Consider the following 17639-nt stretch of genomic DNA (forward strand, 5'->3'; position numbering starts at 1 on the left):
GAGGTGATTTTTGTCGGCCTTGACCATTCGCAATCTGACCAAAACCTACGGCAACGGTGTCCAGGCGCTCAAGGGCATCGATCTGACCGTTGAAAAAGGCGAATTCTTCGCCTTGCTGGGCCCCAATGGCGCCGGCAAATCCACCACCATCGGCATCGTCAGTTCTCTGGTGAACAAGAGCGGCGGAGAGGTCGAGATCTTCGGCCACTCGCTGGACCGGGAGCGGTCGCTGGCAAAAAAGAAGATCGGTGTGGTGCCGCAGGAATTCAATTTCAATCAATTCGAGAAAGTGTACGACATCGTCGTCACCCAGGCCGGGTTCTACGGCATCCCCATCGCCGAGGCCAGACGACAGGCGGAGAAATATCTGCGACAGCTTGGCTTGTGGGAGAAACGCCAGTCCGCCGCGCGCATGCTCTCCGGGGGTATGAAGCGCCGCTTGATGATCGCCCGCGCGCTGGTGCATGAACCGGAGCTGCTGATCCTGGATGAACCCACCGCCGGCGTCGACATCGAGTTGCGCCGCTCCATGTGGGATTTTCTCACCGGTCTGAATGAGCGAGGGCGCACCATCATCCTCACCACCCATTATCTGGAAGAGGCGGAGTCGCTGTGCCGGCGCATCGCCATCATCGATCACGGGGTGATCGTCGAAAATACCGACATGAGATCCCTGCTGGAGAAGCTGCAGATGGAGACCTTCGTGCTCGATCTGCAACGGCCGCTGCAAAGCGCGCCGGAATTGTGCGGCTTCCACGTGCGCCTGCGCGATGCCGCCACCCTGGAAGTGGATGTGCCGAAAACCGAGAGTCTCAATCGCCTGTTCGGTGCCCTGGCGGAACAGGACATTCAGGTACTGAGCATGCGTAACAAAGCCAACCGGCTGGAGGAATTGTTCGTGCGACTGGTGGAACGCAACGCGGATCTTGCCGGCAAGGAGGCCGCCTCGTGAGTTTTACTGAACAGTGGGTGGCGTTTCTCACCCTGGTGACCAAGGAAATTCGTCGTTTCGTGCGCATCTGGCCGCAGACGTTACTGCCGCCGGCAATCACTATGTCCCTGTATTTCGTCATCTTCGGCAACCTGGTGGGCAGCCGCATCGGCGACATGGGCGGCTTTGATTACATGCAGTACATCGTGCCCGGTCTGATCATGATGAGCGTGATCCAGAACAGCTACGGCAATGTGGTCAGTTCGTTCTTCTCCACCAAGTTCCAGCATTCCATCGAAGAGATGATGGTGTCGCCGATGCCGGCCCACGTCATTCTCACGGGTTACATGGTGGGCGGTATCGCGCGCGGCCTGATGGTCGGTGGCATCGTTACCGTGCTGAGTCTGTTCTTCACCCATCTGACACTGCAGCATGCCTGGATCACGCTGTCGGTGGTGGTGATGACGGCGGCCTTGTTCTCTCTCGGCGGTTTCATCAACGCGGTGTTCGCCCGTAATTTCGATGACATCAGTATTATTCCCAATTTCGTGCTGACGCCACTGACCTATCTGGGCGGGGTGTTTTACTCATTGGAGCTGCTGCCGGATTTCTGGCGTACGGTGACTCTGGCCAACCCCATCGTCTACATGGTCAACGCCTTCCGTTACGGTATTCTGGGGGTCAGCGACGTCAATGTGTACACGTCCCTGGGGACGATCGCGCTGTTCGTGCTGGGGTTCTATATCCTGGCCCTGTGGCTGCTGCACCGTGGCACCGGTATCCGCGCCTGAGACAAGACAATGAGCTATTTGCAAGACGCCCCACTGGGGCAAACCAGTGAGTACGTGGATCAATACGCACCGGAGCTGTTGTATCCGGTACCCCGGGCACTGGCGCGGGAAAGCCTGGCACTGACCGGCACCCTGCCGTTCCGGGGCGAGGACCTGTGGACCGGCTATGAGCTGTCCTGGCTGGAACAGGGCGGCAAACCCCGGGTGGCGCTGGTGGAAGTCCGGGTGCCGTGCACCTCGGACAACATCATTGAGTCCAAATCGCTGAAGCTCTACCTGAACTCGTTCGCCAACAGCCGTTACGCCGACGCCGACTCCGTGCGGGAGATCATCACCGCCGACCTGGGCGAGGTGGCCGGAGAAGCGGTGACGGTGCGGATTTGGTCCCTCGAGGAAGCGGCGGCGCAATCGGTTTGGCATAGCGACGGCGTCTGTGTGGATGAGCTGGACTTGACCATCGACACCTTCGAGTACAACCCGGCTCTGCTGACCACCACGACGGGGGAGGTACACCAAGGCGAACTCTATTCGCACCTGCTGCGCAGCCACTGCCCGGTGACCAATCAGCCGGACTGGGGCACGGTGGTGGTGCGCTATGAAGGCGCGCCCATCGACCCCGGGGGTTTTCTGCGCTATGTGGTCTCCCTGCGTAACCACCAGGGCTTCCATGAGCAGATCGTCGAGCAGATGTTCGTCGACCTGCAACGCCAATGCGCCCCCGCCAAACTCTCCGTCCTCGGCCGCTTCACCCGCCGCGGCGGTCTCGACATCAACCCGTTCCGCAGCAACTTCGAACCGGCGCCGGCGAACCGACGCACGATAAGGCAGTGAAGAAAGGCAGTTGACAGTTGATAGTGGACAGTTGACAGCGAAAGAAAAAATTCGGTCTATGAATTCTCTGTGGGAAGCTTGCTTGCAAGCGAATGGAACTCACCTCGGCGTTTGTAATATTCGCTTGCAAGCAAGCTCCCACAGCGGCTAAAAATTACCTGTTTTTGTTTTTCGTCTTTCGCTGTCAACTCTGTTTTATGTTCCCAGCGGCCACCCCACCGCGATCCAGACGCCCAGTAGAATGGACCAGCCCAGCAGCAGGGTCAGGCTGTAGGGCAGCATCAAGGCGATCAGGGTGCCGACCCCGGTGTCCGCCTGGTAGCGGCGGGCGAAGCCCAGCACCAGGGCGAAGTAGGGCATCAGCGGGGTGATGATGTTGGTGCTGGAGTCGCCCACGCGGTAGGCGGCCTGGGTGGCTTCCGGATCAATGCCGAGCAGCATCAGCATGGGAATGAACACCGGTGCCAGCACCGACCATTTGGCCGAGGCGCTGCCGATCAGCAGATTGATGGCGGTGCTCATCAACACGAACAGCAATAGCAGCAGCACGGTGGGCAAGGACAGCGTGCCCAGCCAGGCGGCGCCGCGAATGGCGAGTACCAGACCCAACTGGCTGTAGTTGAACCAGGCCACGAACTGGGCGGCGAAGAACATCAGCACCAGATAACCGGCCATGGACGCCATGCTGGTTTCCATCGCGGTAATGACGTCACCGGCGGAGCGGAACGCCCCGCTGACGCGGCCGTAGACCACGCCGCAGGCGGCGGCCACCAGGGCGATCAACACCACGATGCTGGACATGAACGGCGATTGCAGCAGAGCACCGGTGTCCGCGTTACGCAGCGGCGCGTCCGCCGGCAGCCCCAGCCAGGCCAGAAACGCCAGCCCCGCGATCAGGGTGACCAGCGTCCAGATCGCCGCGCGCCGGTGCAGGTGCGGTTGTTCGTCCCGGGCGCTTCCGTCCGCTTCGCCAGCGGCCAGCCGGGGTTCGACGAAGCGCACCGTGACCAGGGTCACCAGCGCGGTCACCAGCACGGTGGACACGATAATGAACCAGTAGTTGCCAGCGGCGCTGACGGTGCGCTGAGGGTCGATGATGTGTGCCGCTTCGGTGGAAATCCCGGCCAGCACCGCGTCCACCGGACCGAGCAGCAGGTTGGCGCTGTAACCGCCGGACACCGCCGCGAACGCGGTGGCGATGCCGGCCAGTGGAGAACGGCCGGCCAGTTGGAACAGCAGCCCGGCCAGTGGGATCAGCACCACGTAGCCGGCGTCGAAGGCGATACTGGACATGACGCCGGCGAACGCCACGGTGGCCACCAGAGTGCGGTGGGATGCCCGGCGTACCAGTGCCGCCAGACTGCCCCCCAGCAGACCGGAATGCTCGGCGATACCCAGGCCGAGCATCGCCACCAGCACAACGCCGAGCGGCGCGAAACCGGTGAAGTTGCCGACCATGTGACTGAACAGATATCGCAGGCCATCGCTGTCCAGCAGCGAGCGCACCACGATCTCCTTTTGTTCCTGAGGATGAAAGGCGTTGGCGCCGAGAGCGGACAGAATCGCGCTCAGAGGCAGCATCAACACGCATAACCAAACGAACAGCAGAGTAGGGTGGGGCAGCCGGTTACCCAGCCGTTCCAGGCGGCTCAACCAACCCGCCGATGCAGAAATCGCCATAGTCGCTCCCGGTGGTGCCCCTGTTCGCCGAAGCGCTCAGAGACGAAGCTGCTCCTGTACCCGACGTGCCGCCCGCCCCATGAATTCCAGTACCCGGGGGCGTTCCCGATGATGCAGACGGTCGGAATCCAGATGCAGCACGAAGCCTTCCGCTTCGAAGTCCAGGGACACCGGTTTGTTGTCTTTCAAGTCCGTGGCCGAACGAGCCAATGTCCCGAGTATGCGTTTTTTATCGAAATTGTGAATACGCTCGAGGTCCATATGCAAGGCGAACCCCCTGGTTTCGGCGCTGACATAACGGCTGCGGGACCCGGCATGGCGCTTCAGATCACGGGTTTCATAGACCGGAATCGGGCGGTTGAAACCCTTGGCGCTGATGTCACCGACGCTGCGGCATTGAATGCGGTCCTGCACCAGCTCATGGGTGGACTCGGAAATCAGCACCTGACCCGGACGGCAGGCGGATTCCAGCCGGCTGGCCAGATTCACATCGGTGCCGAGAATGGTGTAGTCCATGCGGCTGTCGGTGCCGAAGTTGCCGACCGTGACATAGCCGGTATTGATGCCGATACGGATCTCCAGCGGCTGCTCGATGCCCTCGTGCCTCCAGCGCTGACGCAGCAGGCGCATATGGCGTTGCATCTCGATGGCCATGGCCACGCAGCGGAAGGCGTCCTCCTGGGCGCCCTCGCTTTTGGGGTCGCCGAAGAACACCATCACCGCGTCGCCGATGAACTTGTCGATGGTGCCGCCGTGACGCAGGGCAATACGCGTCATTTCGCTCAGATAGGTATTGAGCATGGCGGTCAGGGTGTCCAGCGGCAGCTCTTCGGAAATCGCGCTGAAACCCTTGATGTCCGAGAAGAACACGGTGAGGCGCTTGCGCCGGGTTTCCAGCTTGGCGTCCCGTTTGCCGGTGAACAGCGACCCCCAGATTTGCGGAGGCAGATATTTGGCCAGCTTGCGCGACATATTCAGGGCTTGCCGCTGCTGCTCGCGCAGCTGCTGTTGAGCCAGACGCAGATAACGGGTCTGCCGTTGCGCGAAAAATGCGCTGGCGCCCATGTACACCGCCAGTCCCAGCAGGGCGAGGACGATCAGGGACAACGGAGCCTGTGGGACCGGCTCAAAGGTGGGATCAAGCAGATAGAACAGGGCGCCACCGGCGCTCGCTCCCAGCGCGGTCATCGCCACGCTGCCCAGCCACGGGCGCCAGCCGCCGTGGCTCATGGCGTTGGCATGAACAATGGCCAGCAGCGCCAGACTGGGCACCACCGCGAACCACAGGCAGGCACAGGCGAAGCCGATGCACAGAGCATCCGCCTGCAGCAGCGTCTGTGACAGCGTGGCCGCCGCCACACCACGCTTTTCCGCCACCATCACCAGTAACTGGATCAGCAACGGGTAGGCCAGCAGCGGTGCCACCGCCCAGAGCAGCGAGAACGGATAAACCTGTAATCCGATCCCGGCCCCGAGCATGCCACTGGCCACCAGAAACGCCAGTATCCGGGTCAGGTGGGTTTGCCGGCGGGTCTGTTCCTTCAGATCCAGGAACTGGCGCGAGGACAGGGCAGTGTCAGCCATGGACGGTGTCGGCCCCGATGGGAAGGAAAGACAACGCCGCGAGGGCGTCGATGGCACGGCGCATGATCGACTCCTTGTCCTGAGGGTAACAGACGAGCTTATTAGAAAGGTTTATAAGAAAAAAGGATGATCTTCGTCAACGGGCAGTCTGGCGCTGTTGCCGTATCGCAAGTGGTGCTCCGCTGGTGGCGTCTTCGCCCCACGTGGCTACAATAGCGCTCTCATATCGAAAGGAGATTGCATGGATACCCTCACCGCCTTGACCACGCGGGTGTCAGTGCCGCGGCTCACCGATCCCGGGCCCAGCGATGAGCAGATCGATTTGCTGCTGCGGGCGGCGATCCGGGCGCCGGATCACGGTATGTTGCGGCCCTGGCGCTTCATCGTGCTGCGCGGTGACCAGCGGGAGCGGCTGGCGGACATCATGGAACAGCACGCCGCCGAATCCTTTGCCGAAGCGGACTCGTGCACCCTTTCCAATGCCCGCAACAAAGCATTGCGGGCGCCGGCGGTGATCGTGGTGGCGGCGGAGGTCAGCGAAGGCCACAAGGTGCCGGTATGGGAGCAGGTGCTGGCGGCCGGCGCCGCCGCTCAGAACATCATGCTCGCCGCCCATGCGCTGGGTATTGGCGCCATGTGGCGTACCGGCGCCATCGCCGAGGACGCGGCGGTGAAACGGCGCCTGGGCTTCGCCGACAAGGACCAGGTGGTGGCGTTCATTTATCTGGGCACGCCGGCCGGTACGCTCAAGACCCTGCCGGACGAAACGCCGGATCGGTATGTGCGGGAGTTGCCCGATGACTGATCTCACGGCCCTCGCCGGAAAGGTTCGCGAAGCGATTCCGTTGACCCGCCATCTGGCCTTCGAGTACCTGGACTTCGATGGCGAGCGGCTGCGGTTGCGGGCACCACTGGAGCCCAATCATAACGACAAGGGCACCTTCTTCGCCGGCAGCCAGGCGGCGCTGGTGACCCTGGCCGGCTGGTCATTGACCTCGGTGTTGGCCGAGCAGATCCTGCCGGACCAGGCCGTGGACGTGGTGGCGGTCACCTCTTCCCTGGACTATCTGCTGCCGCTCGACATCGATATGGTGATCACCGCTGAATCCGAAGCCGCTGACCGGGAACGTTTCCGCGAACGGCTGCAACGGCGCGGCAAGGCCTCGCTGCGCATTATGGCGCGGGCGGACAATGAACAGGGGCAGCCGGTCTGCCAGTATCAGGGCACCTTTCTGGCCCGGATACTGAACCCATGACCCTGGATACTTCCGCGTTGCTCTATCTGCTCGGCTTCGGTAGCTGGGCTTTATTCCTGCTCTTTGCTCTGGTTGCCGGCCGCGGGTTACAAGTGGTGTCCGGCCGCCGACGTGCCGATGCCTTCCCGCCGTATCACTATGAGCCGGCGGAATTCCTCAGCCGTCTCTCGCGCGCCTATCAGAACACGCTGGAACTGCTCGGCGTGGTGATCGTCATCGCCGGTGCGGCGATGGCGGTTGGCAACGATCTGGCCGGCCGGCTCTTGCCCTGGATTCTCGCCGCCCGTATCGGCCAGAGCCTGATCCACCTGATTGGCGTGAATCACTGGCTGGTGCAGATCCGCTTCGCCTTTTTACTGGTACAGATGGTGCTGCTGGCCTGGCTGGCGCTGGACACCTTCCCGGCCCTGTGTGACTTGCTCAAACCCTGACCAGTCGCGCGCCCACCTCTTGCCTAAGCCCGGCCCCTCCGGTACTCTACGCGCCCTCAGCCTCTAGGGCTGGGACGACAATGAGTTTCCCCGGTGAGGTGTCCGAGTGGCCGAAGGAGCACGCCTGGAAAGTGTGTATACGGAAACGTATCGAGGGTTCGAATCCCTCCCTCACCGCCAAATAAAAAGCCCCGCATAAGCGGGGCTTTTTATTTGGCGGTGAGGGAGGCTGTGATGAGAACCCTCAGGTTCGACAAGCCAGCCCACGGCCGGCGCAGGACGTCGCCCTTGGGCGACGGGGCGAAGCCCCGAGCGAGGCGAGCCAATCCCTCCCTCATGGCGCGCGTAGCGTGCCCAGGCCCGCCCATGGCGGTTACTCATTCTTTTCGGCTGGCATCGTCAGACTTCTTTCTTCTTGCCGTGCCCTTGCGGGCGACAGGCTCACTGCTGTCGGGCTGAGGCAGGCCGTCCCCCTGCAGGGTATCCAGAAACACCCGGACTTCCTCCGGCGTAATGTGCTGCCACTCCCGGGCGGCCAGCACCTTGTCGACTTCCTCGGCCCATTCCAGCCAGGTTTCCGCCAGCCGGATCCCTCGTTTGAGGGTCAGGAACACCCCCATGAATTTGCTCAGCACGGTGGCCGGCAGCGATTCGAATACGGCCCGTTTGCGGTACAGGTGCTCCAGTGTCCGCCGGTAATGCTCCCGCAGTTGGTTCAGTTCCGTGGCCAGGGTGTCCGGGTCCTGCAGATGCATGGCGGCGACCTTCACCATGAAGCCGTCATTGAGCCGGGGTACCGCAATCGGCTTGGCGAGCCATTCCTGCATGGCCTGCCAGCCGGCCTGATTCAGATGGTAAACCTTGCGCGGCGGTCGCGGGGCGTTGTCCACCGTCTCGCAATCCAGCAGCCCATCCTTATGCAGCTTGGCAAGATCCCGGTAAATCTGCTGAAAGCTGGCATTCCACAGATAGCCATAGGTGTGCTGAAAGCCTTTGACGATGTCGTAACCGGCAGCGCCGCCGCTACCCAGGTAGACCAGCAAAACGTGGCGTAGGGACATCTTTTTCCTCCTCCGCTGATGGTACACATCGCTAAACTTGATTAATACTCAACATGTTGAATGGATGGGCAAGATGGCGTAGGGTTGCTTAAAAAACACCCAAAGGAGGGCGTCATGGATGTGACATCGGGGTCGACCCCGGCTACCTCGGAGCACGGTCGCGGCCCAGCCGATACAGCGGCGGTCAGGCCAGACCGGCTGGGAAGTAGCGCGGCTTGGGAGGAAAGGATGATGCCCTGGCATTACCGGGGCGATCCATTGGCGGAAGCGGTAACCGGTCGGCTTCGGGAGCGGCGTGCTTCCCTGGGGGGCGCCGCGGCAACGGTTCGTCGGCTGGCGGACGAAGGGGATGTGGACTGCCAGCGGCTGTGGGCGGATATGGACGCGGTGCCGGATTGGGTGGATTTTGGCCTGATGCGCCGGGGTGGCGCCATGGCGCAACGTCATTTCCCGCATCTGATTCTGGGGCTGACCTACGGTTGTCTGCCCCTGACTTTCGCTCATCCGGACGCGGCGGCGATCTTCGTCGGTACCGGTCGTATGCAAGCCAATATCAGCCGTCGTCTGAATGAATCGGCCTCGCTGTTTTTCGGTGTATGTGACAGTGATGCTCTGGCACCGGGAAAGGCCATGTGGGAAGCCTGCTTACACGTTCGCCTGGTCCACGCGCTGGTCAGAACGAAATGTCTGTCGGACGGATGGGATCAACTCAATCACGGCATGCCGGTAAGTCAGTTGGCCACCGCCGCCGGTCCGGCCTTTTTTGGCGCTCACTTACTGGATTGCATGCGCCGTCTGGGAGCCCGCATCAGAGATGAAGAAGCGGCCGGCTATTGCCTGATCTGGCGATATACCACGCGGCTGCTGGGTGTGCCGTTGGAATTACTGGGGGAGACGCAACAGCAGCAGGATGGCTTTGACAGCTGGCTGATGAGCCGGTTTTTCGCCCCGGACGACACCGCCAAGACGATCATGGCCTCACTGCTGGACGGGCTGTGTTCGCTGCCGCCCACATCACGATTGCCCCGATCCCTGCAGGTTGCGTTGTTCCGTCGCATGTTGGGCGATGAAATGGCGGACGGTTTCGGGATTCCGGTCAGTCACGGAGGCGAAAGAGCACTGTCGATGATGCGGCCGATGCTGGCCGGCATCTCCCGCCTGCAAAAGGTTCCGGGCGCGTCCAAGGGGTTGGGGCACTTGGGGCAACGCATCCTCAGCCGGCTTGCCACCGAAGGACTGGTCAGCCCGGCATCCGCCGGCACCGCCAATTAGGGAAGGGAAAAATGAGAATAACGACCTGGAAGACAATGCGGAATCTGGCGGTTTTGTTGCTGTTGGTGCTGCCGCCATCGCTGTCGGCGCGAACGCTCTGTGTGTTCAGTCTGGTCGGTGCTCAGGGGGAACTCTGGGAGCAGATGGAAGATTACCGGGTGGCGGCCCTGCAGTGGGGCGAGCCGCTGTCATTACGGGTCTTCACCGATGAGCGGATCGCGGCGGAAGACCTCAAGGCGGGGTTATGCGATGGCCTGATGATGACCGGCATGCGGGCACGCCAGTTCGTGCCGTTCACGGGCAGTATCGACGCCATTGGCGGTCTGCATAACTACCAAAGCCTGCAGGTTCTGATCGAATTGCTGGCGGATCCGAGGCTGGCGGCCTCCATGCGCCATGGCGCCTATGAGACCGCGGGCATTTTGCCGTTGGGAGCGGCTTATCTGCATATCAATGACCGCGCCATCAACAGCGTGGAAAAAATGGCGGGTCATACCATGGCGGTGTTCGATAACGACCGGGCTCAGATTCTGATGGCGGAGCATATTGGTGTGCGCCCGGTATTGTCCGACGTGAGTAATTTCTCATCGAAATTCAACAATGGTGTCGTCGATGTCATTGCCGCGCCGGCGGTGGCCTATAGGCCGCTGGAGCTCTATCGGGGCGTGGGCCTGCAAGGTGTGGTGCTGAAGCTGACCACGGTTCAACTGACGCTACAGCTGGTATTGCGTCATGAACGCTTTTCGCCGGAATTCATGGCTCGCTCCCGGCACTATTTTTCCGGCCAGTTTGATCGGACCCTGAAAGTGATCCGGACCGCGGAAGACGACCTCCTGTTTTTCTATCCGCCTCCCGACAAGGACCGCGAGCGGTATGCGGAGATGATGAACGAATCGCGCCGCTTCCTGATTGAGGCCGGTGTGTACGACAAGGACATGATGCGTTGGCTGAAGAAAGTGCGCTGCAAGGTGTCTCCCGCCCGGGCGGAGTGCGTGAACGGAGGGGAATGGTGATGCGCCGGATATATCGTTTATGTCTGCTGGGACTGCTGGCGTCGTCCACTCTGGTCCATGCCGATGTCGCTTCCCGATTGATGGAGCGCTATGTGCAGGCCTTGCAACAAAAGGACGGTGCGGCACTGGCCACGTTGCTGGCTGCGGATGCCAGGATCAAGGTGACGCTGCTGATGGGGCGGGAACCGCCTATGGTCATCTCCCTGACCCGCGCGGAGTATCTTCAGCAGCAGCGCGCATTATGGAACTTTGCCAACGACTACGCGGTTACGGTGAGCGACCGGAGTGTTCTGGAAAAAGGGGAAGGCGCGGCGGTGACGTTTGAGCAAAAGGAACGTTATCAGCTGTTGCAGGGGACGCTGAACCGGAATAGCCAGATGACCTTACGAACGGAGAGCCGGGATGGGAAAAGCGCCATCACGGAGATACAGGCGCGTATCAAGCAATGGTGAACCTGTGGCGGGAGCTCTCGACGGCTCCCGCGAACCGGCTTATTGCTTGCCCGAACCGTCCTCTCGTTTGGACGCGGCGGTTTTCAGCGCCGCATAGGCGAAGCCGATCAGCAGGCCGGTGGGGATCAGGCGCCACATTTCATCGAAGCCGAAGAAGAACCAGGCGGCAAGAATAACGGCGGTGAGGCCAAGGAGCAGGGCGACAAGTCGGGAAGCGGACACGGTGCTCTCGTGAATCGGTAGTGGACGGAGCCGCAGAGGCTAGCCGAGAGGCGGGGGCAAAGCAAACCGGAAGCTGGCGGCTTCCGATTTGTCGCCAATGAAGCCTCAGCAGCGGTAGCTGTACGCCTCCTGGGAGATGCCGCCATAGCCATAGGCGGCGGCGCGGCAGTCGACGATGTGGATATTCGAGTGGGGATGCACATCGCCGAGCAGGCGGCTCAGTTCCTGGAACGCCTGGTCCTGGTAGTCCGCTTTCTGTTGTTTGGTGTTGGTCTCATCGGTGATGGTCACCACCAGCCGGAAAGAGTCCCTGTTCAACTCGGCCAGTGAGCGACCGGCGATGAACCACTGTTCCCTGGGCAGATAACGGATCTGCACCATGGTGCGTTGCTCTTCCTTGTCCAGCACACGGCAGGTCAGGGTGGTGAGAGCTTGGGCGATACGTCGGGCCTGTTCAGGGGCGGGGGCGCCGGACAGGGTCAGATCAATCCCGGGCATGATGCAACTCTCCATTGAGTGGTTTTTCGGGGTAAGCGAGAGGCAGGTTAGAACAGATTTTGTCATCCGAATAACGGGAATATAAGATGGATTCCATCGGCTAACCCGATGGTTGGCGCAAGCTCGGAATTAATGTGCGGTGAAACGCTTCGATCTGGAATTGTTGAACACCCTGGTCACGGCGGTGGAGCAGGGAAGCCTGTCGGCGGCGGTGCCGATTCTGTGCCGCTCCCAGTCCACCCTCAGCGAGCAGGTGAGGAAGCTGGAGGAGCAGTGCGGTGTGCCGCTGCTGGTGCGTGGCAAGCAGGGCGTGGTGCCGACCCCGGCGGGGCAAAGGCTGGTGGACCACGCGCGGAAACTATTGGCTTTGAACGACGTCGCTTATCAGGATATGCAGGGACTGTTGCTGGCCGGGGATGTGCGGCTGGCGATCACCGATTATTTTCGCCCGGACTGGGTGCCCACCCTGCTACGCCGTATCCGGGGCCGCTATCCGCGCTTGCGTTTGCATGTGGCGATCCTGAAAAGCGCCTTCGTCGAAGAGGAAGTGACGGCGCGGGAATACGATCTGGGCATTTCCATGATGCTGCCGGACGCGACGCCGGAGCCGCCCACCGACGCGGAGCAACGGCGGCTGCTACGCCGTGAGCCGTTGTTCTGGGTGGCCCATTCCTCCCTGGAATTGACGCCTTCCGAGCCGGTGCCGATAGTGGCGCTGCCGGCCAGTTGCGCCTTGCACCGTTATACCATGAGCATGCTGGAATCCCACCGGCGACCCTATTACATCGCCCATTCGGCGTCCGGGGTGGCGGGTATGCATCTGGCGTTGTCGGCGGGGCTTGGCGTCGCTTGCCTGAACGCCTCGGCGGTACCCGAAGGGCTGACACGGATCGGTGGGGCACTCAATCTGCCCCGGTTGCCGCCGGTCCGTTTTCACATGTCCTCCGCCACGCCGGCGGTGTCGGCGCTGGTGGCGGAGGTGCGAGGCATGTTGGCGCAGTCCGCATGTTGAGGGCCGCCATGGCGGCAATGAGGTCGCACCGACACCGTTAACCCGCCATTAATTCCCCAGTCCGTCCAGGAACGTCTTGAGGTGCTGATTGACCTGATCCGGCGCTTCCATCTGAATCCAATGGCCGATGCCGTCGAGGATGATGACCTCAGTGAGGTCGTCCATCTGTGACGGCATGCGCTCCAGTGCCTTGGCGGCGAACTGGATCACCGGATCTTCCTCGCCACCAATGAACAGGGCGGTGGGCTGGATACGCTGGCGGCCGTCGGCATGCTGTTCTTCCCAGGATGCGTCCATGGCCCGGTACCAGTTGATCGGTCCGGTCAGGCCGCTGTTTTCGAAGCGTTCCACATAGACATCCAGATCCGACTCGGTCATCCAGGACGGTTGCGGCCCTTGCGGGGGCTGCAGAATGTCCAGGAAGCCGGTGACTGGCTTGGCGGCGCGGTGTTTTTCCCGCATACCGGGGCCGGATAACGCATGATACATACGGCGCAGGAAATCGCGCACATCCGCTTCCAGTTCCTGTTCCGGGATTTGTGGTTGCTGGAAATACAGTTGGTAGAAGAAACGCTCGCCGAAGGCCTGGCGCATTTGCTCGGTAGGCCGGCGCGGACCGATGCCGGGATAAGGAACGGAAAGTCCGACCACGGCACGGACCCGTTGCGGATACTCACGGGCCACCTGCCAGGCCAGGGCACAGCCCCAGTCGTGGCCGATCACCACTGCTTGCCCGGCGCCGAAAGCATCGAGAATGCCGATCACGTCCTTGACCAGTTCGCTTTGCCGGTAGGCCATCGGCTCCTTGGGCGCGTCGCTGTAGCCGTAGCCGCGCAGATCCGGTACCAGCACGTGATAGCCTTGCCCGGCGAGAAAGGGCGCCTGATAACGCCAGGAGTACCCGCACTCGGGGAAACCGTGCAACAGAATAATGGCGGGACGGCCCCGTTCACCGTATTCACTGACGTGGAACGTGAGACCGTTTGCTTCCACGCGCTGCTCTGTAGCGTTTGCCATGTCGAAATGCTGCCTGCTGTTATTGGAATGGGGGCGCGGCTTGTCCCGGCCCGACAGGAACAACAGCATACCGTGGGGAATGGGCGGAACAAAACAAAAACGCCGGATGCTCCGCCCGGGGCCTGGGTCTATTGGCGGTGAAACAAGCCCGCCTCGACCAGGCCGTTGGCGATGGTGTTGGCGAATTTATCCGCGCCGGCTTCCAGGCCGCGTTGATTCGCCGTTACCGTGGTGCCCTGCCAGACAATCGCCTGTTGCGCCACGTCCCAGAAATCGGTGCGGGTCACATACAGGGTTTCGGTAATGAAGAAATCCGGGCCAAAGGTTTCCGGTTGCATGGTGAGGCCGGCGGTGACCGGTGCCTGGGAGGACGCCTCGCCACCCACGTGCACATCTTCGACATTTTTGTCGAGTAAATGAATCGCCACGGCACTGTCGAAACCCTCGTCACGCATGCGCTGCGCAAGATAGTCACGGCTTTTACCTTCAATGCCTTTGTGGCCGTAAACATCCAGGGCCGCGCGGGCGTCGATGCCCCGGGCGCGCAGCCGCTCAACGATGGCGTGTTCCAGCAATGGCCGTATTTCATGATCCACCAGCAGGCCCACCACCACCGATTGGTAAGGAGGCCGGGCCGTCTTTTCGGTGTTGGGTTTCACCTCCACCAGCCTGGTGTTGCTGTACACCGAAAGACAGCCGCTCAGTAACGTCAACAACAGAGCGGGGAGGGCGTATTTCCATGCTTTCATCGGTTTTCCTCTTGCCTGCCGGCGACCCTGGCCGCCGGTTTCCTTGTGAAAAAAGTCAGAAGGTCACGCTGGTGCTCAGGGCCACGTAATCACGATCGGATACGGTGCTGTAGGCCTGATCATTATAAGTGGTGTAGGACAGCGTGGTGGTGGTGTTGCGGTAATCGAAGCCCAGCGACAGGCCCAGCGAGCGCTGGTCTTCCTGCAGGGCGTCATCGCTGGCGTAACCGTCCACGCCATGACGGAACGACAGTCCCGGGGTTACGGTGACCGGACCAATCAGGTTGGCGTAGGTGGATTTCACCGAGACCTGATAGCCCCAGCTGAAATCGGCTACGTAGCCTTTGTCGCCCGGGTCGCCGACGCCGTACTGGGTGTGACGGCGGAAACGCATCTCGCTGGTGCTGGGCAAGTCCGGAATCCATTCAAACGCGGTTTGCAGGGACAGCACTGTTTTTTGCGCCTTGAGAAACTCAGGAATTACCGTGGTGAAGGTGAACTCGGCTCGCTGGATGTCGAACTCCCGGTAGCCGTGAACCACATCGCCCGATGCAACGCCGTTGATGTAGTCCTGAGTGCCGGAGGGTACTTTGGCGTTGTTACCGCCGAGAGTGCTGCTGGCGGTTTGCGAGGTCAGGTCCGAGGTGTTGATCTGGATCGGCATGTCCTTCAGGTAGCTCAGGTTCATGGACAGGTTGCCGATGCCGGCGAAGGTCTTGTCGGCGGTCAGACCAAACACCTTGATGTCTTCCGGATATTCGTAGAAATAGTGTACCTGGTTGAACGGTGCCGGCTGTGCACTGGGCGTATCCAGTTTACGGGTGGAGTAGATCGGCAAACGCATGTGGTAGTTGAAATAATAGGCGCCGACCTTGGCCCTGGCTTTGGCGAACTGGTAGTCGAACTTGAAGCCGTACTGGCCGTTGCCGCGAGCGTCGTCGTCTCCTTCCCGCACGAAATACAGGTCCTGTTCCTTGGCGTCCTGGCTCGGTAGCGGTGTGCTGCCGGAGAAGGTGCCGTTACAGCCAATGGCGGTGTTGTCCAGGGAGGAATAGAAAGTCCCGCAGCCGTCCAGCACGGCTTTCTCCCAGTCATATTGGTAGAAAGCCTTGGCGGAAAGGTGCTCGAACGGACTGAATTCCAGGCTCACCATGCCGGAGGGAATCAGATATTCCTGATAACCGGAGCCCGGCCGGTGCAATGCGGCCAGATCCACCGCGTTCAATGACGACAGTGAACCACGGGAATACAGGCTGCGGCCCCACATCAGGAACTGATCCCCGACCTTCACCGACAACGGCCGGCCGTTCACCTCGAAGTTACCGTAAACGTAAGCTTCCTGAAGGTTGCCGCCGGAAAATCGGGCGCGCCGGTCGAAGTCGTCATCGTTGAGCGGCGTATCCGGCTGATAGTCGTTGGGGAAATGGCCATGGGGAACGTCCTGTTCCTTGAGGACATAGTCATACCAGGCCTTGGCGCTGATCACCGCGCCATAATTTCGGTATTTGAAGTCGAAGCGACCGAACAATTGCGCCACGCCATTGACCAGATCGCCGGCGTCGTAGTTCATATTGCCGTCGTCGGCCACCGCCGAATTGGTTTGGCCGCCACTGGGCACGTCCGGCGCGAACAGCAGGTCCTTGTTGGCGGACTGCACCCGCATGGCGGTACCGAGGGCGCCCTTCACCGTCCAGGCGACGCTGGCGTCCTCGCCCAGTTGGTTTTCGCCGGCCCAGGCCGGCATACACAGGGGCAGGGTGCCGAGGGTGCAGGCCACCCCGGCCAAGACTCTTATCCTCATTGTATTTCACTCTCCACTGGGGGCCGCTCGAACGGCCCCTGATCGTTGCTGTTTTTCTCTGTGCGTCACGACAAACCGGTCTGTCCTGACCAACGGTGAAAATCGGACGACGTCACCGTCCGCACCAAGAAAACGATCCTTCGGAGTGGGGGCCGGTGCCGGGAAAGGCACCGGGGCTGGCCATATCGGCGGGGGAGTGGTCCGGCAAGACCGGCCACATCCCATGACGCCGAAAATGGAGCAGGCAGGCATTGTTCTTTTGCTTTGGCCGCCGTCCGTGGCGGTCACCCTTCGGGCCGTCGCAGGCGACGTCCAAAATCGTTCTCGACGATTTTGTGTGGCCACCGTCCATGGCGGCCATCCTCCGGACTATCGTTAAAGCGATGTCCAAAATCGTTCCCGACGATTTTGTGTGACCACCGTCCATGGCGGTCACCCTTCGGGCCGTCGCAGGCGACGTCCAAAATCGTTCCCGACGATTTTGTGAATCAGTGTTTTGAAAATCGCCGGGAGGGCGCATTCAACCTCTCACTGGGGGGAGGGTCAACAAGGACAAGTAAGTTGTTTTGATCGAAAAATGATCTATTTGGCGTATTTTTGATTAAAAAGAAGACAATAAGAGAAGAATCCAACAGAAATGTATATCTGTTTTCCTTGGGTGCTACTTTACGTAACACTCCGGGTGTCCGGCGGATGACGGGCAGGCAAGCGGGGAAAGCGCGGTGTGGTACGAGAGTGCTACGAAAAAACAGGACGCGAATGCGGAGGGAGGAGCGCTGTTACTGTTTGTGGGAAAAAAGGTAACACATGCTGAAAATCGGGGGCGGTCTGCTGCGTAAAGACGGTAAATTCGCCGAAACATGAAGGGTTTCGTGTGGAAAAGCCGTTGGCCTTTTGCTTTCGTTTGTTATGACCGGACAGTCATTAGTGGAAATGGGTCAGGAAGAACTAAAGGATGACGGTTTTCACCGTATTTCTATCGGTTTTGCTGGTGGACGGGGGGCGGCACATTACTTTAGAAATAGAGGCGGAAATAGA

Annotated in this window: 18 protein-coding genes and 1 tRNA gene; 11 read left to right on the forward strand and 8 right to left on the reverse strand. The window is 60.9% G+C overall.

Going from position 1 to position 17639, the window contains the following annotated elements; translation table 11 throughout:
- Positions 1-10: 10 nt before the first annotated feature.
- From B5T_RS07810 to queF, 3 genes are read left to right on the forward strand one after another with little or no spacing between them, the layout of a single operon-like run.
- On the forward strand, positions 11-952 hold the full coding sequence (locus B5T_RS07810; protein WP_041716935.1) for an ABC transporter ATP-binding protein: 942 nt from the start codon (positions 11-13) through the stop codon (positions 950-952).
- The gene (locus tag B5T_RS07815; RefSeq protein WP_014993947.1) at positions 949-1722 is read left to right on the forward strand and encodes an ABC transporter permease; all 774 of its coding nucleotides are present in this window, start codon (positions 949-951) and stop codon (positions 1720-1722) included. Before B5T_RS07810 ends, B5T_RS07815 begins: the two co-directional genes overlap by 4 nt.
- A gap of 9 nt (positions 1723-1731) precedes the next feature.
- On the forward strand, positions 1732-2553 hold the full coding sequence (gene queF / locus B5T_RS07820) for an NADPH-dependent 7-cyano-7-deazaguanine reductase QueF (protein ID WP_014993948.1): 822 nt from the start codon (positions 1732-1734) through the stop codon (positions 2551-2553).
- A 195-nt stretch (positions 2554-2748) separates the two neighbouring features.
- On the opposite strand, the gene B5T_RS07825 is transcribed toward queF, so the two are convergent.
- Together B5T_RS07825 and B5T_RS07830 are read right to left on the reverse strand one after the other, a co-directional pair.
- Entirely contained in the window at positions 2749-4233 is a 1485-nt protein-coding gene (locus B5T_RS07825) for an AbgT family transporter (protein ID WP_014993949.1), read from the reverse strand.
- Positions 4234-4269: 36 nt separating this feature from the next.
- Positions 4270-5817, reverse strand: coding sequence for an adenylate/guanylate cyclase domain-containing protein (locus tag B5T_RS07830; RefSeq protein WP_014993950.1), 1548 nt, complete (start codon positions 5815-5817; stop codon positions 4270-4272).
- 241 nt (positions 5818-6058) lie between these two features.
- On the opposite strand from B5T_RS07830, the gene B5T_RS07835 reads away from it, so the two are divergent.
- The 4 genes from B5T_RS07835 to B5T_RS07850 all read left to right on the forward strand — a co-directional run bounded on the left by B5T_RS07835 (position 6059) and on the right by B5T_RS07850 (position 7684).
- Complete coding sequence (locus B5T_RS07835) at positions 6059-6622, forward strand: nitroreductase family protein (RefSeq protein WP_014993951.1); 564 nt, start codon at positions 6059-6061, stop codon at positions 6620-6622.
- Positions 6615-7073: a YiiD C-terminal domain-containing protein gene (locus B5T_RS07840; RefSeq protein WP_014993952.1), complete on the forward strand. Its 459-nt coding sequence runs from the start codon at positions 6615-6617 to the stop codon at positions 7071-7073. The genes B5T_RS07835 and B5T_RS07840 overlap by 8 nt, the downstream gene beginning before the upstream one ends.
- Entirely contained in the window at positions 7070-7504 is a 435-nt protein-coding gene (locus B5T_RS07845) for an MAPEG family protein (protein WP_014993953.1), read from the forward strand. Before B5T_RS07840 ends, B5T_RS07845 begins: the two co-directional genes overlap by 4 nt.
- Positions 7505-7596: 92 nt before the next feature.
- Positions 7597-7684: transfer RNA gene (locus B5T_RS07850), tRNA-Ser, on the forward strand.
- 197 nt (positions 7685-7881) lie between these two features.
- Here the strand turns inward: B5T_RS07850 and B5T_RS07855 are convergent.
- The gene (locus B5T_RS07855; RefSeq protein WP_014993954.1) at positions 7882-8565 is read right to left on the reverse strand and encodes a PadR family transcriptional regulator; all 684 of its coding nucleotides are present in this window, start codon (positions 8563-8565) and stop codon (positions 7882-7884) included.
- A 228-nt stretch (positions 8566-8793) separates the two neighbouring features.
- Here B5T_RS07855 and B5T_RS07860 point away from each other — a divergent pair, with 228 nt between their 5' ends.
- Genes B5T_RS07860 through B5T_RS07870 form a run of 3 tightly spaced genes read left to right on the forward strand, consistent with a single transcriptional unit; the run spans position 8794 to position 11302 of the window.
- A complete protein-coding gene (locus B5T_RS07860) occupies positions 8794-9837 on the forward strand; it encodes an oxygenase MpaB family protein (RefSeq protein ID WP_014993955.1) in 1044 nt (347 codons plus the stop codon).
- A gap of 11 nt (positions 9838-9848) precedes the next feature.
- Positions 9849-10850, forward strand: coding sequence for a putative solute-binding protein (locus B5T_RS07865; RefSeq protein ID WP_148279228.1), 1002 nt, complete (start codon positions 9849-9851; stop codon positions 10848-10850).
- Positions 10850-11302: a hypothetical protein gene (locus tag B5T_RS07870; RefSeq protein ID WP_148279229.1), complete on the forward strand. Its 453-nt coding sequence runs from the start codon at positions 10850-10852 to the stop codon at positions 11300-11302. Before B5T_RS07865 ends, B5T_RS07870 begins: the two co-directional genes overlap by 1 nt.
- Before the next feature lie 39 nt (positions 11303-11341).
- On the opposite strand, the gene B5T_RS07875 is transcribed toward B5T_RS07870, so the two are convergent.
- Positions 11342-11524, reverse strand: coding sequence for a hypothetical protein (locus tag B5T_RS07875; RefSeq protein ID WP_014993958.1), 183 nt, complete (start codon positions 11522-11524; stop codon positions 11342-11344).
- A 105-nt stretch (positions 11525-11629) separates the two neighbouring features.
- Complete coding sequence (locus tag B5T_RS07880; protein WP_014993959.1) at positions 11630-12022, reverse strand: tautomerase family protein; 393 nt, start codon at positions 12020-12022, stop codon at positions 11630-11632.
- Between the two features lie 139 nt (positions 12023-12161).
- On the opposite strand from B5T_RS07880, the gene B5T_RS07885 reads away from it, so the two are divergent.
- A complete protein-coding gene (locus B5T_RS07885) occupies positions 12162-13034 on the forward strand; it encodes a LysR family transcriptional regulator (RefSeq protein ID WP_014993960.1) in 873 nt (290 codons plus the stop codon).
- A gap of 48 nt (positions 13035-13082) precedes the next feature.
- Here the strand turns inward: B5T_RS07885 and B5T_RS07890 are convergent, their stop codons facing one another.
- From B5T_RS07890 to B5T_RS07900, 3 genes are all read right to left on the reverse strand, one after another.
- Positions 13083-14051 carry an alpha/beta fold hydrolase gene (locus B5T_RS07890; protein WP_041717421.1) on the reverse strand — a complete coding sequence of 323 codons (969 nt, stop codon included), beginning with the start codon at positions 14049-14051 and terminating at the stop codon, positions 13083-13085.
- Positions 14052-14179: 128 nt separating this feature from the next.
- Positions 14180-14800, reverse strand: coding sequence for a hypothetical protein (locus B5T_RS07895; protein WP_014993962.1), 621 nt, complete (start codon positions 14798-14800; stop codon positions 14180-14182).
- Positions 14801-14855: 55 nt separating this feature from the next.
- Positions 14856-16601 (reverse strand): DUF1302 domain-containing protein, encoded by a 1746-nt coding sequence (locus B5T_RS07900; protein WP_041716937.1) that lies wholly within the window; start codon positions 16599-16601, stop codon positions 14856-14858.
- Positions 16602-17639 lie beyond the last annotated feature (1038 nt).

Source organism: Alloalcanivorax dieselolei B5 (assembly GCF_000300005.1).
Taxonomy (GTDB): Bacteria; Pseudomonadota; Gammaproteobacteria; order Pseudomonadales; family Alcanivoracaceae; genus Alloalcanivorax; species Alloalcanivorax dieselolei.

Bases quoted from the DNA above. Each gene is read 5' to 3' on its own strand.
- B5T_RS07865 (WP_148279228.1), top strand. From the start codon at position 9,849: ATGAGAATAACGACCTGGAAGACAATGCGGAATCTGGCGGTTTTGTTG.
- B5T_RS07830 (WP_014993950.1), bottom strand. From the start codon at position 5,817: ATGGCTGACACTGCCCTGTCCTCGCGCCAGTTCCTGGATCTGAAGGAA.
- B5T_RS07900 (WP_041716937.1), bottom strand. From the start codon at position 16,601: ATGAGGATAAGAGTCTTGGCCGGGGTGGCCTGCACCCTCGGCACCCTG.
- B5T_RS07870 (WP_148279229.1), top strand. From the start codon at position 10,850: ATGCGCCGGATATATCGTTTATGTCTGCTGGGACTGCTGGCGTCGTCC.
- B5T_RS07895 (WP_014993962.1), bottom strand. From the start codon at position 14,800: ATGAAAGCATGGAAATACGCCCTCCCCGCTCTGTTGTTGACGTTACTG.
- B5T_RS07890 (WP_041717421.1), bottom strand. From the start codon at position 14,051: ATGGCAAACGCTACAGAGCAGCGCGTGGAAGCAAACGGTCTCACGTTC.
- B5T_RS07860 (WP_014993955.1), top strand. From the start codon at position 8,794: ATGATGCCCTGGCATTACCGGGGCGATCCATTGGCGGAAGCGGTAACC.
- B5T_RS07845 (WP_014993953.1), top strand. From the start codon at position 7,070: ATGACCCTGGATACTTCCGCGTTGCTCTATCTGCTCGGCTTCGGTAGC.
- B5T_RS07825 (WP_014993949.1), bottom strand. From the start codon at position 4,233: ATGGCGATTTCTGCATCGGCGGGTTGGTTGAGCCGCCTGGAACGGCTG.
- B5T_RS07835 (WP_014993951.1), top strand. From the start codon at position 6,059: ATGGATACCCTCACCGCCTTGACCACGCGGGTGTCAGTGCCGCGGCTC.
- queF (WP_014993948.1), top strand. From the start codon at position 1,732: ATGAGCTATTTGCAAGACGCCCCACTGGGGCAAACCAGTGAGTACGTG.
- B5T_RS07880 (WP_014993959.1), bottom strand. From the start codon at position 12,022: ATGCCCGGGATTGATCTGACCCTGTCCGGCGCCCCCGCCCCTGAACAG.
- B5T_RS07840 (WP_014993952.1), top strand. From the start codon at position 6,615: ATGACTGATCTCACGGCCCTCGCCGGAAAGGTTCGCGAAGCGATTCCG.
- B5T_RS07855 (WP_014993954.1), bottom strand. From the start codon at position 8,565: ATGTCCCTACGCCACGTTTTGCTGGTCTACCTGGGTAGCGGCGGCGCT.